We start from the raw sequence: 13,924 nt of genomic DNA on the forward strand, positions 1-13,924 counted from the left end.
CCGTTTATAGTCAGTGGAGGCAGAGCGATGAAAGGTTCAGTGCAGTGGCTCGCCGCGGGTGCCATCATATTGTCTGCCGGCATGGCGTCGAGCCTGCAGGCCGACGATGCCCGAATGACCGACGGCTTCGGGTCGATGCAGGAAGTCTCGACGGATGTTCTGGAGCAGGCACGGGGTCGAGACGTCAACGTGCATCTCGACCAGGTAACGGTTCAGAGCATTCAGGACATGCAAGCCATCAGCGCCGGATCGAGCTTCAAGGTGGTCAACGGCGACATGGTGACAGGCAATATCACCTTCGAAGGCGGTTCGATGGGCCATTACAGCGGTACCGGCATCTTCAACAACGTGACCGGGAATGCCAATGCGATCAACAACGCCATCGGTATCAGTGTCTATATCGCCAACCCATGAACGACACCCCAAACGGTGGTAATAGTGCCGTTCGGTGTCAGGGGGCTCGATCATGCGTAAGCAGCTGAAAGGCGCTGCCCTGTTCGTCGTCATGATGCTGTCGGCGTCCGAGTCGTTCATTCCGCCTGCCGAGGCGGGAACGGTGAGAATTTCCAATCCCTTCGGCCACTTCGAGGTCGAAGCCAAGAGTCTGGCGGAGCTCAGCTGGGAAGGTGTCGTGCGCCAGCAGTATGACTACAGCTGTGGATCCGCGGCCGTTGCCACCCTGATGACCTACCACTATGACCGCCCCACCACCGAGGGCGAGGTCTTCGAGGCCATGATCCGTCGTGGAGATCGTGAGCAGATCGAGACCTACGGCTTCTCCATGCTGGACATGAAGCGCTTCCTGGATGACAGGGGGCTCAATGCCGATGGCTTCGAGATCGCATTGGATGACTTTATCCGCATCGGCGTTCCGGCCATTACGCTGGTCAATACCGGGGGGTACAAGCACTTCGTGGTCGTCAAGGGAATGGATGCCGACAACGTGCTGGTGGGCGATCCGGCAGCCGGAACGGTCGTGGTGCCCAAGGATATCTTCGAGACGTTATGGAGCAACAAGGTGCTCGGTGTACGCAACGAAATCGAGGTGGCACGAGCGAACTTCAACAGTGAACGGGACTGGCGCGTGCGGCCCCCCTCGCCGATCGAGTCAGGGGTTCAGCGCACCAGCGTGGGATCGTATCTGCTGACACTGCCGGGCGCCAACGAGCTGGGTAGGTGATGATCTCGCAGGAGTGACCAACCATGAGCATGCAGCATGCAGGAAATGTGATGGGGGGAAGCCGGTGGAGAGGCTGCCGGCGGGGCATCAGCCTCCTGGTAGCGTCGGTTTCTTTGGCGATGGCGTCGGCATCCCCGGCCGCGACATCACCGTCCGGCATCCTGTCGGCGGGAACGCACGATATTTACTACCGAGGGGAAGTATTGCCTGAGGAAGGCATGGCAGAGCTTCGTGGCGGCTTTCGGCTGGCGGGGATGGAACTGAACTTCGGCGCCAAGCTGACCACGGCCATCAATGAACGGGTTCGTTACATCACTCAAGTGGCCTTCGACAATGCCGGCGCCAGGGTGCTGTCCAGTACGCTGGAGCAGTCGGGCACCGATACCGTGACCCAGGTGGGTGGGCCCGGTGGCGTCGATGCGGCGAGTATCGGCGGCAAGATCGACCTCACCGGGCTTTCCGATTTTTCCGGTGTCCTGATGAGCGATGGCAAGGGGGGGATGACGGCGGCGCTGCACAATATCACGCGCGATGCGATCGTCAGCAGCCTGTCGACGACTGCCAGCGGGCAGAGCATCAGTAACGATATCGACGTCAGCGTGCAGGTCATGAATATCGGCGAGATGCGCTCTTTCCGCCAGCGAGGTGCGATTCTCAACTCGCTGCAGGGGATTCTTCCCCGCTGATTGATAGAACGATACACAAACAAGGCTGCCCGCTCGGGCAGCCTTTTCTCGTTAGGCAATGTCTGAAAACTGTCTGCGCTCGGCTATACGGCGTTAAAAATCAGCTCGGGCGCGAGTCCGATCAAAATGCTTATTTACAGCTCGTAAACTCCGCTTTTTCACTGATTTTTGCCTTGTCTATCCTTCGCTCGTCGACTTTTCGGATAAAGCCTAGTCATCGTTTGTCAGAAGACATTCAGCCCGAAGGGAGTCCGCAGGGTGAGGGTGGTATCCGGGGCGTCTTCCGTCACGCCGAATTCCAGCCCCAGGTTGAACACCGAATCGTCGGACATTTGGTAGGACCAGCCGAGCAGCATGGAGCCCACGTTCAGCGAGCGGCCGCTTTGGGTGACGGTACTGCCGGTATCCGGATTGACGAAGGTGGTATCGGTCTCCTGGATGAAATCGTTCTTGTAGCCCAGCGTGAAGGAGGACCGAGGATTGATCGAGTACGACATGCCGAGGCTCATGCGTACGGCATCCCCCGGATCGACCTCCTTGACTCTGACCCCACCGATCGTTTCGTTGACATCGTCCTCGAGGTTGAACAGGTAGCCCAGGTTGGCGAAGTAGACCGCCGGTGCGGACGGAAGCAGCACGGTCAGGCTGGGCTCAATCGAGTGGAAGCCAGAACCGGTGGCCAGTTCCCGCTCAATGCCATTGCTGTCGCGATCGACGTCGAAGGGGCCCGTGCCGGTGGTCGACTTGTAGCGCAGGTTACCCACGTAGAAGGGGCCGCCATCGCGGCCGCTGTTGATCTGATAGTGGGCGGCCAGCTCGATATCCCCCAGTCCATCCCCGGACTGGCTTCTATCGAGATCGAAGGGTTCGTTGGCCTCGTTGACGCTGAAGCTTGCCGTATCGTCCCTGTACAAATAGGGCACGCGCAGTTCCAGTTCGAGTCGGTCGGTTACCCCGAGCCGGCCGGTGACGGAGGTGGTGAAGGTATCGCGATCGATATCCTCGGCGGCCAGCACGCCGATCTGAAGCGTGCTGAGTATCTCGACGCCGCGGAAGGTCAGCCGATTGACGCTGGCGTGGGAGTACTGGAACTCGGGCTCGATGACGAGACGCCCCTTGGGCGTCAATACGCCACCGATATCGGGAATGGCCTGAATCTCCGGAGCCTCTTCCGCGGGGGGCGGTCGCTGCCCCACGGGATCGATGGCACCGTCACTGCCCGTCTGGGCCCAGGCATGTCCGACCATGGCGAGTGGTGCCAGACCACAGGCTAGCGTGAAACCTCTTTGGATCAGTTTCATGGCGTTGTCCCTTTTGTCCCTTGTTTCAAGGCCTTGCGCTATCGCGCCCCATGGTTTTCACACCATCGGGCCTTTTTGAGTGATACTCGTGGAGAGCATAGACCAACCTGTCCTGGTGCTGGGTGGAATCGTGGAGACTCCGGCTAACGTTATTGCATCCTTGGACTCCAGCCGGCGAGCGAAAGCGATCAATATGTCTGGCATTGAAGATAGAGGATTTATTTAACTCTCTTGAAATTCAATACGTTAGGTTCTTTCGAACCTGTTTGTTCGTCGTGATTCGCAATGTCATCCCCCTGGCCTTCACGATGTATCTTGTGCTTTTCCATCAGACGGTAGAGCGTGACTCGGGAAACCCCCAGCTCTCGTGCGGCGTGCAGAATATTGAAGGAATGGCGTGTCAGAGATGCCATGACGACACCGCGTTCTGCCAAGTCTCTCGCCTCCTCCAGGCTTGACGCGTAACGAGAGTCCAGCACTCGACGCTCCAGCCCAAGATCGCTGGGGCGAATCAGTGGATGCTCGCTCATGACCATCGCCCTTCTTACGCGATTGATCAGTTCTCGAATGTTGCCCGGCCACTCATAAAGCTGCATGACGGACAGGCTGTCCTTGCTGAACCCGTTGACGATGGAAGATTTTTCCATCGAGAACTTGTTGAAGAAGTAATGGGCCAGGGTGGCGATGTCATCGCCTCTCTCGCGCAGAGCAGGTACTCGAATCTGAAGGACATTGAGGCGGTGAAAGAGATCTTCCCTGAATTTTCCTTCGTTCACGGCCTTTTCGAGGTCCACGTGTGTTGCGGCCAGAACACGAACATCGACCTCGATTTCCTTGAGTCCCCCTACCCTCTGGATCGTATGGTTTTCCAGAAACCGTAGCAGGTTGACCTGCATGTCCAGGGGGAGGTCGCCGATTTCATCCAGGAACAGCGTGCCACCATCCGTGTTCTCGATGATGCCAATCTTTCTCTGTGAAGCACCGGTAAAGGAACCCTTCTCGTGACCGAACAGTTCCGACTGGATGAGATTGCTCGGCAAGGCGCCGCAGTTGATGGCATTGAAGGGAGACTTCGAGCGAGCGGATGCCCGGTGAATGGCCTTGGCCGCCAGCTCCTTGCCCGTACCGGATTCTCCCTGGATCAGAACGGGGGCATCGACGGCCCCCACCTTTTGAATGGACCTGAATAGCGTCTTGATGACAGGGCTTTCACCGACCATCTGGCATTCATGTCTGCCTCTGTGGCCACCTTCCTCTAGAATATCTTTATCCAGATTGATGACCGACAAGAGGTTTTCAAGCGCATGATGGAGCCTCTCCGTATCGACCGGAAGACGATGATAACCAAAGAAGAGACGGGCGATACCTTGATGGTGACGAAGGTTATCGAAAATTTCCTGGTGACCGATGGCTATCAGTCTTGTATCAAGCCTGTTGACAGCATTCTCGAATTGCTTGGCGTCATCGAGATCTTCTTGTGTCAGGACAACGATGCCGACATCATGGCCCGGGAGGTTTTCTGTGAAGGGAATGCTGTCCAGTCTTTCAATATGCGTAATATCCCAGCCACACTCTTTCAGCTCCCCGATGAGTTTTTCGCCACCTTCTAAAGGCTTATCAATGAAGAGTAGCTTGTTGTTGGATTTCATCGCACATCCCTGATGTTCTATAGAACGATTGGTTGCGAATAAACGGAATTAACCGCTGTTCTGCACGGGCTGAAATCTAGCATTCGGCTCGAGAAAAATTCACATGAATTTTCTAGTCTCGATGACCTAGCCGTGATGAGATTTCTGGGGGACCGGAGGGGGAGCGCCGAGGTTATGTCGTGCCCAGTTGACAGCCTGGAGGCGGTTATGCACATCGATTTTCTTGAATATATTATAAAGATGTGACTTTACGGTATGTTCGCTGACAAAGAGGCGATCGGCGATTTCCATGTTGGAAGCACCGGATCCCAGCAGGCCGATGATCTCGAGTTCGCGTTGTGTCAGGCCACAGGCCGGTCGATAGGCGTTGATCTGGTGGCGCCGGTAGAACTCCAGCATTCGGCCCATCAGGGAGCGCGACATCCATAGCTGCCCTTCCTGCAGGGTGCGCAGTCCTTTACAGATGAGTGGCAGGCTGTCGTCACGGTAGAAGATTCCCCTGACATGCATGCAGGACAATATCTCGACGGCATGGTCCTCATCCCTGAGATTGAAGCTTGCCAGGGAGGCCTCAGGCCGCTCTGCGACATGGGATTGCCAGGCCTGCATCGCGGCGTCGTCCATATGGTCGGCATCGAGCAGGATGAGGATTTCCTCATTGTCCGCTTTGAGCTTCCGTGTATTGGAAGGCGACAGGATGGCAACCTGGCAGTCGAGCTGTTGGCGCAGGTAGTCAGCGAACAGCTGAGACTGGGGCGTGTTTTCGGTGACCAGCTGTATTAGGCGATTATTGTTTTCCATAGCCTGACCTCAATGAAATATCTGACATGCTCGCCCCTTATTCCTTACGAGTAACGGGATCAGAGTAAGGTCTTATCCAGTCTCGTCTTCATTGTAATGGAATGTAACTAATAAATAGTTATTAAAATTTTATTTTTTATTACCAGTGAGATATTTCCCCTCTATCAATGGGTTGGAGGCTTTTTGTTTTTCGAGGCCACGTTGTTCGCCATTTAGTATGAGAAAAATCAGTCTAAAGGATTGACGCTCGCTGGGTTCGCCTATGTTGTTGACTCACGTTCAGGGCGTAGATCGCCTGCGGCCTTCCTGTTTCATTCGCCTCAGGGGGCGCTTAGAATGCCGCCGCAACGATAGTGACCAATCGAGATGATGAAATGACGACAACTGTTGTGCTGGCCAGCGGCAATGTCGGCAAGCTGCGCGAATTCGGCCAGCTGCTCGCGCCCCTGGGCATGGACGTTCGTCCTCAGTCGGACTTCGACGTGACGGAGGTCGAGGAGACCGGGCTGACCTTCGTCGAGAACGCCCTGCTCAAGGCCCGGGAAGCCAGCCGTGTCAGCGGCCTGCCGGCGATGGCGGACGACTCGGGGCTGGCGGTGGATGCCCTGCAGGGGCGCCCCGGCATCTATTCCGCGCGCTTCTCCGGCGAGCCCAAGGATGACGCCCGCAACAACGCCTACCTGCTCGAATCCCTGTCGGACGTGCCGACGGTTCAGCGCACGGCCCGCTACTGGTGCGTGCTGGTGCTGCTCCGTCACGCGGAGGACCCGGTGCCGCTGATCGTACAGCAGAGCTGGGACGGCGAGATTCTCACCGAGGCTCGCGGCGAAGGTGGCTTCGGCTACGATCCGCTGTTCTGGGTGCCGGAATGCGGCAAGACCGCCGCCGAACTCTCATCCGACGAGAAGAACCGTCTGAGCCATCGGGGGCGCGCCCTGCAGGCCCTGGTGGCGCAGCTCGACGGCGAGTCATTCTCCTCATGAGCCATTCACTGCCGCCCCTGGCGCTCTATATCCACGTGCCCTGGTGCGTGCGCAAGTGCCCCTACTGCGATTTCAACTCCCACGGTGTCGGGGCCAGAGCCAGCCTGCCCGAGGAGGCCTATCTGGCGGCGCTGATCGCCGACCTGGACGCCGATCTTCCGCTGGCGGCGGGGCGGGTGCTGGTCAGCATCTTCATCGGCGGCGGCACGCCGAGCCTGATGTCGGCCGACTTCTACCGCCGTCTGCTCGAGGCGGTTTCATCTCGCCTGCCCTTCGCCGACGATATCGAGATCACCCTGGAGGCCAATCCGGGGACCGTGGAGCGGGGCCGCTTCGCCGGCTATCGCGCCGCGGGCATCAACCGGCTTTCGATCGGCGTGCAGAGCTTTCAGGACGCGCAGCTGTCCGCGCTGGGCCGCATCCACAGCGGTGAAGAGGCCCGACTGGCCGTTGCCGAGGCCCGCGAGGCCGGGTTCGATAACCTCAACCTGGACCTGATGCATGGCCTGCCGGGCCAGACGCCGGCGCTGGCCCTCGACGACCTGGAACAGGCACTGGCGCTCGCGCCCGAGCACCTGTCCTGGTACCAGCTCACCCTCGAGCCCAACACCGAGTTTCACTCGCGCCCGCCCGAGCTGCCCGAGGAGGAGGCCCTCTGGGACATCCAGGAGCTCGGGCACGAGCGCCTGGAAGCCGCCGGCTTCGCGCGCTACGAGATTTCCGCCTATGCCCAGCCAGGCCGCCCGGCGCGCCACAATCTCAACTACTGGCGATTCGGCGACTATCTGGGCATCGGGGCCGGCGCCCATGGCAAGCTGAGCGCTCACGACGATGACGGCTTTCATGTCGAGCGTCGCTGGAAGACCCGCCAGCCCGAGGCCTACCTGCGACGGCATGATGACCCGCGCGGCTTCGTGGCCGGTCGCGAGCCGATTTCGCCCGACGAGCTGCCGCTCGAGTTCGCCATGAACGCGCTGCGTCTCGTCGAGGGCGTGCCGCTGTCGACCTGGTCGGCCCATACCGGCCGGCCGGTGGGTCGGCTGCAGGCAAGTCTCGAAGTGGCGAGGAAAAAAGGACTTCTGGTGGAAGATGGCGAAAGGCTTCAAGCCTCCCCCCAGGGTCTATTATTCTTGAATGAGCTGCTGGCCCTGATCGACGCCTGAAGAGAAGGCCCTGGTGAATACCTTGGTAACCTGGGAAAGAGAGGGGCCGGCCGGAATGCCATTCGTCAACACGGAGTCGACGACGCTATGACCAAGACCGTTCGCATGATCGCGCCGCTCGCGGCCGCCGCCCTGCTGGTGGGCTGCACCACGACCAACCCGAACACCGGTGAGACCCAGCGCAGCCAGACCGGCACCGGCGCCACCATCGGCGCGGTGGTCGGTGCCGCCGCCGGTGCGCTCAGCGGCGACGGCAGCACCAGTCGTCGCGACCGCGCGCTGATCGGCGCCGCCGTGGGGGCCGCCGCCGGTGGCGGCATCGGCGCCTACATGGACAAGCAGGAAGAGCAACTGCGCCAGAGCATGGAAGGCACCGGCATCGGTGTCGAACGTCAGGGCAACGACATCATTCTCAACATGCCCAGCAGCGTGACCTTCGGCTTCGATTCCAGCGAGCTGACCATGCAGGCGCGCAACGCGCTGAACGATGTCTCCTCGGTGCTGACCCAGTACCCCGAGACACGCGTCAACATCGCCGGCCACACCGACAGTACCGGAGACGCCAGCTACAACCAGCGTCTCTCCGAGCGTCGTGCCCAGGCGGTCGGCAGCTACCTCTCGCAAAGCGGTGTGGCTTCCAACCGTCTCTACATGAACGGCTACGGCGAGAACCAGCCGGTGGCCAGCAACGAGACCGAAGCCGGCCGTGCTCAGAACCGTCGCGTGGAGATCACTCTGACGCCCATGTCCCAGGGCTGATCGGGTTCCCACGCTTGCCGGGCCCGCCCCTGTCAGGGGCGGGCCCTTTTCTTTCCCATGACACGACCACCGCCATGCTTTCCTATCAGCACGCCTACCATGCGGGCAACTTCGCCGACGTTCACAAGCATCTGACGCTTTACGCCGTCGTCGATCACTTGTTACGTAAAAAATCATCTATTACGTATATCGATACTCACGCCGGTCGCGGGCTCTATCCGCTGGCCGCCGCCGAGACGGCACGGCTGCAGGAATACCAGCAGGGCGTGGCCAGGCCGTGGGCGAAAAGGACGGGGCTGTCGAAGGCCTCCTCGCTGCTGGGCGACTGGCTGGCGGCGGTGGGCGAGGTCCAGCAGGGCGGCGGGCTTGACCACTATCCCGGTTCGCCCTGGTGGCTGTCGCATCGCCTGCGCGAGCAGGACCGGCTGCGGCTGTTCGAGCTGCACCCCGGCGAGCACGGCCACCTGGCCGACCAGGCCTTGCCGGAGGCGGTGAAGCGCATCCAGGGCGATGGCCTGGCCGGGCTGCTGAAGGCGCTACCGGTGAAGACGCCGCGGCTGTGCGTGCTGATCGATCCCAGCTACGAGCGCAAGGCGGAATACGACGAGGTGGCCGACACCGTGCTGTCGGCCATGCGCAAGGCGCGCCACGCCGTGGTCATGATCTGGTATCCGATGCTGCCCGCCGGACGCCATCAGGCGCTGCTGGAAGGCCTTCGCGACGGCGGCCTGCGCAAGATCTGGTGCAGCGAACTGACGCTGGGCGACCCCGGTGAGGGCCATGGCATGTACGGCAGCGGCATCCTGGTCGTGAACCCGCCCTGGGGCCTCGATGAGCGCATCCATGAGGCCATGGCGGCACTGCTGCCGCTGTGGGGGCCCACCGCCCGCCATCGCGGTGACTGGTGGGTGGGCGAGTAGGAACGGGCTCAGGAAAGTCTCTACGGCTCGACGCAGAGGCACCTGCTGCCTTGCTCGCCGCCATTTATCGATACAGAAACTGCCGAAGATCGACCCCGGGGGCTGGTGGAGAGCCGGCGCAGCGCGCCGACTGCTGTGACCCGCTTGCCCCTATTTGCCGATACAGAAACTGCCGAAGATCTCACCCAGCAGATCGTCGGCACTGAACTCGCCGGTGATCTCGCCCAGCGCTTGCTGGGCGTCGCGCAGGTCCTCTGCAAGCAGTTCGCCGGCGCCGTAGCCGGCCAGCTGGGCCTCGCCGTTGCCGAGCGCCTGCTCGGCGCGATCCAGGGCGTCCAGATGGCGTCGCCGGGCCGAGAAGCGGCCCTCGGTGGTGGCCGAGAAGCCCATCACCGCCTTGAGATGCTCCTTGAGGTTATCCACACCCTCACCGGTCTTCGCCGACAGCCGCACTACCGGTGTGGCTGTGGACAAGTCGAGTCCCGGCGTTTCCTGGCTGGTATCGACCTTGTTGCGCACCAGCGTCAGCCGCGACGGATCGGCCAGGCGCTCGACGAATTCCGGCCAGATCGCCATGGGGTCGAGGGCATCCGTGGTGGCGGCATCGACCATCAGCAGCACCCGGTCGGCCTTCTCGATTTCGCTCCAGGCCCGGGCCACGCCGATCTGCTCCACCGCATCCGGCGTGTCGCGCAGGCCGGCGGTATCGATCACGTGCAGCGGCATGCCGTCCAGATGGATGTGCTCGCGCAGCACGTCCCGGGTGGTGCCCTCGATATCGGTGACGATGGCGGTCTCCTGCTCGGTGAGGGCATTGAGCAGGCTGGACTTTCCGGCATTGGGACGCCCGGCGATCACCACGCTCATGCCCTCGCGCATCAGCGCGCCCTGGGCCGCCGCCGCTCGCACCTCACCGAGTTCGCCGCGGACCTCGGCCAGCTTGGCGGCCACGTGGCCGTCGGCCAGGAAGTCGATCTCCTCCTCGGGGAAATCGATGGCCGCCTCGACGTACATGCGCAGCTCGATCAGGCGCTGCACCAGCCCCTCGACCCGCCGCGAGAACTCGCCCTGCAGCGAGCGCAGGGCGTTCTCGGCGGCGCCCCGGGAGCTGGCCTCGATCAGGTCGGCGATGGCCTCGGCCTGGGCCAGGTCGAGCTTGTCGTTGAGGAAGGCGCGCTCGGAGAACTCGCCGGGGCGGGCCAGGCGGGCGCCGAGCCGCACGCAGCGCTCCAGCAGCAGGTCCATGAGCACCGGGCCGCCGTGGCCCTGGAGCTCCAGCACGTCCTCGCCGGTGAAGGAGTTCGGGCCCTCGAAGAACAGCGCGATGCCCTCGTCGATCATGCCCTGGTCGCCCCTGAACGGCCCGTAGAGGGCGAAGCGCGGGGCAGGGCAGTGTCCCAGCAGGCTGCTGGCGATCGACCGGCAGGCAGGCCCTGAGACGCGAATGATGCCGACGCCGCCGCGCCCCGGGGGCGTGGCCAGGGCGGCGATGGTGTCCTGGGAATAGAGGCTTTCGGCCATCGGTGGCTCCTCGGTGAGACGTGGCTATTGTCCGGTGACGGCCCCGCAAACGCCAGACCCCCGCCGAAGCGGGGGTCTGGAGCGGGAGGGAAGACCTGTGACGGGGAACCGTTACTTGGTCTTCATGCCCTTGCCGACGTTGGGGTCGGCCTCGATCTTGCGCGTGATGAAGTACTGCTGGGCGATCGAGGTGATGTTGTTCACCACCCAGTAGATCACCAGGCCGGCCGGGAACCACAGGAAGAAGAAGGTGAAGACCACCGGCAACAGCTTCATGATCTTCGCCTGGGTCGGGTCCGGCGGCGTCGGGTTGAGCAGCTGCTGCACGAACATCGAGGCGCCCATCAGGATCGGCAGCACGAAGAACGGATCCTTCACCGACAGATCCTGGATCCAGAACATGAAGGGCGCGTGGCGCAGCTCCACGGACTCGAGCAGCATCCAGTACAGGGCGATGAACACCGGCATCTGTACCAGGATCGGCAGGCAGCCGCCCAGAGGATTGATCTTCTCCTTCTGGTAGAACTTCATCATCTCCTGGGACATCTTCTGGCGATCGTCGCCGTACTGCTCCTTGAGCCGCTGCATCTCCGGGCCGAGCTTGCGCATCCGTGCCATGGACTTGTAGGCCTTGGCGGAGAGCGGGAGCAGGGCGGCCTTGACCAGCAGGGTCAGGATGACGATCGACCAGCCCCAGTTGCCGATCACGTTCTGGATGTGATCCAGCAGCCAGAACAGCGGGTTGGCGATGAACCACAGCCAGCCGAAGTCGACGGTCAGTTCCAGGTGCGGGGCCACGGCCTCGAGGCGCTCCTGGATCTTGGGGCCCATGTAGAGGGTGGCGCCCAGGGTGGCGGAGCCGCCCGCGGCCACGTTTTCGGTCGCGCCGGCGAAGGCGGCCACGTTGCGGTTCTGGGAGTCGGTGGTGGCGTAGTAGAGGTTCTGCTGGTCCTGGGGCGGGGCCCAGGCGGAGGTGAAGTAGTGCTGGATCATGGCGACCCAGCCGCCTTCGACGTCGCGGTTCTCGAAGCTGCCTTTCTTGATCTCGTCGAAGTCGACCTTCAGGTACCTGTCGTCCGGCGTCGAGTAGGCGGCGCCCAGATAGGAACTCATGCCCATCTTGGGCCCGGTCGACGGGTCGGCGCTGTCGTCGCGGACCAGCTGACCGATGAAGCGCGCGGTGAGCGGCGTCTCGCTCTGGTTGTCCAGCAGGTAGTCGACCTTCACCGCGTAGCTGTCGCGATCGAAGGTGAAGCGCTTGATGACGTCCACGCCGTCGACGCTGGCGGAGAGATCCACCTGCAGCGCGTCTTCGCCCTCGGTGAGACGGTATTCGGTCTGTTCGGAAGCGAAGGTCAGGCGGCCCTGATGACCTTCCAGCTGCAGGCCGGAGCGGGCCACGTAGCTACGCGTCTGGTCGTTGGACAGCAGCACGAAGGGCTGTCCGGAATCGAGCGCGAACTGGTGCTGGGGCAGGGCGGCGTAGACGATGTCGCCGCCCTGCGGATCGATGCGCACGTCCAGCACGTCGGTGGAGACGGCCACCAGGTCACGGCTGTTGCCGGACGGTGCCTGACCGGGAATGTTGCCGGCCATGTCGTCGGGTGCCGTGTTCCGGGTCGGTACCGAGAGGTCGTCACCGCCGGCGTCCGGGGAAGAGGACGTCGGATTCTCGCTGGTGATGGTCGGGGCCTGGGGGGCGGTGGCCACCTGACCGTAATCCTGATTCCACTGCACGACGATCAGGTAGGCGAGGACCGCCAGGGGAATCAGCAGTAGTAGTCGTTTTACATCCATGAGGGGTCTGCTCGATGGGTGGTGAACAATCCGGTGGCGCGATGCCGCTCGCCGGCCCGACATACGCGAAAGCCTGCCGGGGGCAGGCTAGCGTTGGCTCGCCGAGCGTCCCTTGGGAACGCGACGAGGTCAAGCGGGATGGCGTCTGGCGTGATCACGCGCATGCAGGCTCCGGGCGGTGCCAACAGCGACGGGCAGTCGGCGTCATCGACGCTCTGCCTCAGGTGAGTCGCTCGTGGCCGCCTTGTTCGCTTCGCGTTCCAGACGTTTCCACATGCCGTGCAGCTGACGGTGGACGGTGGCGTTGTCCAGATCCTGAACGCCGCGTCTGGCGAGCAGCACGATATCCACAGGGGGAAGCCGGTGTTGGCGAAGACGAATGGAGTCGCGCGCGATGCGCTTGAGGCGGTTGCGGTCGACGGCCCGACGCACGTTCTTCTTGCTGAAGATCAGTCCGAGGCGGGGATGCCCCAGATCATTGGGGGAGGCCAGGGCCATCAATCCCTTGCCATGGACCTTGAAGGCAGCGGTGTCGAAGACGCGTCGGTAGTCCCCGGCAGTCAGCAGGCGCAGCTGCCGGGGAAAGCCCTGACTGGACACGCGAGGTCCGCGATCAGGCGCTCAGGCGCTTGCGGCCCTTGGCGCGACGACGCGCCAGGACGGCACGACCGTTCTTGGTGGCCATGCGAGCACGGAAACCATGCGCGCGCTTGCGCTTGAGAACGCTAGGTTGAAATGTGCGTTTCATAACTCGTTATTCCCACGTGGTTTTTGGAACAAATCGGCGATTCAGAGGCGCCCGGGTTCCGGTGGGGAATCCGGGTAGATTCGGCTCAGGACCGGAAATTGTAGTGATATCGGGCCTCGGGCGCAATTTTTCCTTGCGACTTTTCGACGGGTCGTTCTCTCGCGGGCCCTGGTGGATCCACTATTATTACTAGTATGGGTTTTCTATTACACCCTGTGATTATTGGTGGGGAAAAGATTTGTGGATAACCGATATATTTCCTTTTTCCTCAATAAGCTGTGGATATCATAATCGTGTGGACACCCCGTTGGCGATCGGCGAGCAACCGGTGGATGAAGGGTGGATGGAATCTCGAGTCATCCACAGGGCCACTCACGTACTCAGATTCCTCGCAGGATCTTCCTACCTCCCCGGGC

General features: G+C 61.8%; 14 protein-coding genes. 7 read left to right on the forward strand and 7 right to left on the reverse strand.

The window, feature by feature from the left end:
- Positions 1 to 27 precede the first annotated feature (27 nt).
- Genes QWG60_RS16735 through QWG60_RS16745 form a run of 3 tightly spaced genes read left to right on the forward strand, consistent with a single transcriptional unit; the run spans position 28 to position 1,866 of the window.
- The gene (locus QWG60_RS16735; RefSeq protein ID WP_146909144.1) at positions 28 to 414 is read left to right on the forward strand and encodes a hypothetical protein; all 387 of its coding nucleotides are present in this window, start codon (positions 28 to 30) and stop codon (positions 412 to 414) included.
- Positions 415 to 466: 52 nt separating this feature from the next.
- On the forward strand, positions 467 to 1,180 hold the full coding sequence (locus tag QWG60_RS16740; protein ID WP_082090860.1) for a C39 family peptidase: 714 nt from the start codon (positions 467 to 469) through the stop codon (positions 1,178 to 1,180).
- 23 nt (positions 1,181 to 1,203) lie between these two features.
- Entirely contained in the window at positions 1,204 to 1,866 is a 663-nt protein-coding gene (locus QWG60_RS16745; protein ID WP_146909146.1) for a hypothetical protein, read from the forward strand.
- 224 nt (positions 1,867 to 2,090) lie between these two features.
- Here the strand turns inward: QWG60_RS16745 and QWG60_RS16750 are convergent, their stop codons facing one another.
- The 3 genes from QWG60_RS16750 to QWG60_RS16760 form a co-directional block, all read right to left on the reverse strand.
- Positions 2,091 to 3,167, reverse strand: a complete 1,077-nt coding sequence (locus tag QWG60_RS16750) for a transporter (protein ID WP_107181729.1) — start codon at positions 3,165 to 3,167, stop codon at positions 2,091 to 2,093.
- A gap of 218 nt (positions 3,168 to 3,385) precedes the next feature.
- Complete coding sequence (locus QWG60_RS16755; protein ID WP_046078881.1) at positions 3,386 to 4,816, reverse strand: sigma-54 dependent transcriptional regulator; 1,431 nt, start codon at positions 4,814 to 4,816, stop codon at positions 3,386 to 3,388.
- A gap of 126 nt (positions 4,817 to 4,942) precedes the next feature.
- Positions 4,943 to 5,617 (reverse strand): LuxR C-terminal-related transcriptional regulator, encoded by a 675-nt coding sequence (locus tag QWG60_RS16760; RefSeq protein WP_046078882.1) that lies wholly within the window; start codon positions 5,615 to 5,617, stop codon positions 4,943 to 4,945.
- Between the two features lie 374 nt (positions 5,618 to 5,991).
- Here QWG60_RS16760 and QWG60_RS16765 point away from each other — a divergent pair, with 374 nt between their 5' ends.
- The 4 genes from QWG60_RS16765 (at position 5,992) to QWG60_RS16780 (ending at position 9,442) form a co-directional block, all read left to right on the forward strand.
- Complete coding sequence (locus tag QWG60_RS16765) at positions 5,992 to 6,600, forward strand: XTP/dITP diphosphatase (protein ID WP_046078883.1); 609 nt, start codon at positions 5,992 to 5,994, stop codon at positions 6,598 to 6,600.
- Positions 6,597 to 7,763: a radical SAM family heme chaperone HemW gene (gene hemW / locus QWG60_RS16770; RefSeq protein WP_046078884.1), complete on the forward strand. Its 1,167-nt coding sequence runs from the start codon at positions 6,597 to 6,599 to the stop codon at positions 7,761 to 7,763. The genes QWG60_RS16765 and hemW overlap by 4 nt, the downstream gene beginning before the upstream one ends.
- Before the next feature lie 87 nt (positions 7,764 to 7,850).
- Positions 7,851 to 8,522 carry an OmpA family protein gene (locus QWG60_RS16775; RefSeq protein ID WP_035594558.1) on the forward strand — a complete coding sequence of 224 codons (672 nt, stop codon included), beginning with the start codon at positions 7,851 to 7,853 and terminating at the stop codon, positions 8,520 to 8,522.
- Positions 8,523 to 8,596: 74 nt separating this feature from the next.
- Positions 8,597 to 9,442: a 23S rRNA (adenine(2030)-N(6))-methyltransferase RlmJ gene (locus QWG60_RS16780; protein WP_107181724.1), complete on the forward strand. Its 846-nt coding sequence runs from the start codon at positions 8,597 to 8,599 to the stop codon at positions 9,440 to 9,442.
- Between the two features lie 150 nt (positions 9,443 to 9,592).
- Here QWG60_RS16780 and mnmE read toward each other — a convergent pair whose 3' ends face one another.
- The 4 genes from mnmE to rpmH all read right to left on the reverse strand — a co-directional run bounded on the left by mnmE (position 9,593) and on the right by rpmH (position 13,508).
- Positions 9,593 to 10,963, reverse strand: coding sequence for a tRNA uridine-5-carboxymethylaminomethyl(34) synthesis GTPase MnmE (mnmE, locus tag QWG60_RS16785; protein WP_146909148.1), 1,371 nt, complete (start codon positions 10,961 to 10,963; stop codon positions 9,593 to 9,595).
- 111 nt (positions 10,964 to 11,074) lie between these two features.
- Positions 11,075 to 12,760, reverse strand: a complete 1,686-nt coding sequence (gene yidC / locus QWG60_RS16790) for a membrane protein insertase YidC (protein WP_035594564.1) — start codon at positions 12,758 to 12,760, stop codon at positions 11,075 to 11,077.
- 204 nt (positions 12,761 to 12,964) lie between these two features.
- Positions 12,965 to 13,360: a ribonuclease P protein component gene (gene rnpA, locus QWG60_RS16795; RefSeq protein ID WP_082090861.1), complete on the reverse strand. Its 396-nt coding sequence runs from the start codon at positions 13,358 to 13,360 to the stop codon at positions 12,965 to 12,967.
- Positions 13,361 to 13,373: 13 nt separating this feature from the next.
- The gene (gene rpmH / locus QWG60_RS16800; RefSeq protein ID WP_008959105.1) at positions 13,374 to 13,508 is read right to left on the reverse strand and encodes a 50S ribosomal protein L34; all 135 of its coding nucleotides are present in this window, start codon (positions 13,506 to 13,508) and stop codon (positions 13,374 to 13,376) included.
- Positions 13,509 to 13,924: the final 416 nt, after the last annotated feature.

Origin of the sequence: Halomonas halophila (assembly GCF_030406665.1) — a bacterium.
In the GTDB taxonomy this organism is placed as follows: domain Bacteria; phylum Pseudomonadota; class Gammaproteobacteria; order Pseudomonadales; family Halomonadaceae; genus Halomonas; species Halomonas halophila.

Excerpts from the sequence above, each read along its gene's own strand:
- mnmE (WP_146909148.1), bottom strand. The coding sequence starts at position 10,963 with ATGGCCGAAAGCCTCTATTCCCAGGACACCATCGCCGCCCTGGCCACG.
- QWG60_RS16780 (WP_107181724.1), top strand. The coding sequence starts at position 8,597 with ATGCTTTCCTATCAGCACGCCTACCATGCGGGCAACTTCGCCGACGTT.
- QWG60_RS16750 (WP_107181729.1), bottom strand. The coding sequence starts at position 3,167 with ATGAAACTGATCCAAAGAGGTTTCACGCTAGCCTGTGGTCTGGCACCA.
- yidC (WP_035594564.1), bottom strand. The coding sequence starts at position 12,760 with ATGGATGTAAAACGACTACTACTGCTGATTCCCCTGGCGGTCCTCGCC.
- QWG60_RS16775 (WP_035594558.1), top strand. The coding sequence starts at position 7,851 with ATGACCAAGACCGTTCGCATGATCGCGCCGCTCGCGGCCGCCGCCCTG.
- rpmH (WP_008959105.1), bottom strand. The coding sequence starts at position 13,508 with ATGAAACGCACATTTCAACCTAGCGTTCTCAAGCGCAAGCGCGCGCAT.
- QWG60_RS16740 (WP_082090860.1), top strand. The coding sequence starts at position 467 with ATGCGTAAGCAGCTGAAAGGCGCTGCCCTGTTCGTCGTCATGATGCTG.
- QWG60_RS16755 (WP_046078881.1), bottom strand. The coding sequence starts at position 4,816 with ATGAAATCCAACAACAAGCTACTCTTCATTGATAAGCCTTTAGAAGGT.
- hemW (WP_046078884.1), top strand. The coding sequence starts at position 6,597 with ATGAGCCATTCACTGCCGCCCCTGGCGCTCTATATCCACGTGCCCTGG.
- QWG60_RS16745 (WP_146909146.1), top strand. The coding sequence starts at position 1,204 with ATGAGCATGCAGCATGCAGGAAATGTGATGGGGGGAAGCCGGTGGAGA.
- QWG60_RS16760 (WP_046078882.1), bottom strand. The coding sequence starts at position 5,617 with ATGGAAAACAATAATCGCCTAATACAGCTGGTCACCGAAAACACGCCC.
- QWG60_RS16765 (WP_046078883.1), top strand. The coding sequence starts at position 5,992 with ATGACGACAACTGTTGTGCTGGCCAGCGGCAATGTCGGCAAGCTGCGC.
- QWG60_RS16735 (WP_146909144.1), top strand. The coding sequence starts at position 28 with ATGAAAGGTTCAGTGCAGTGGCTCGCCGCGGGTGCCATCATATTGTCT.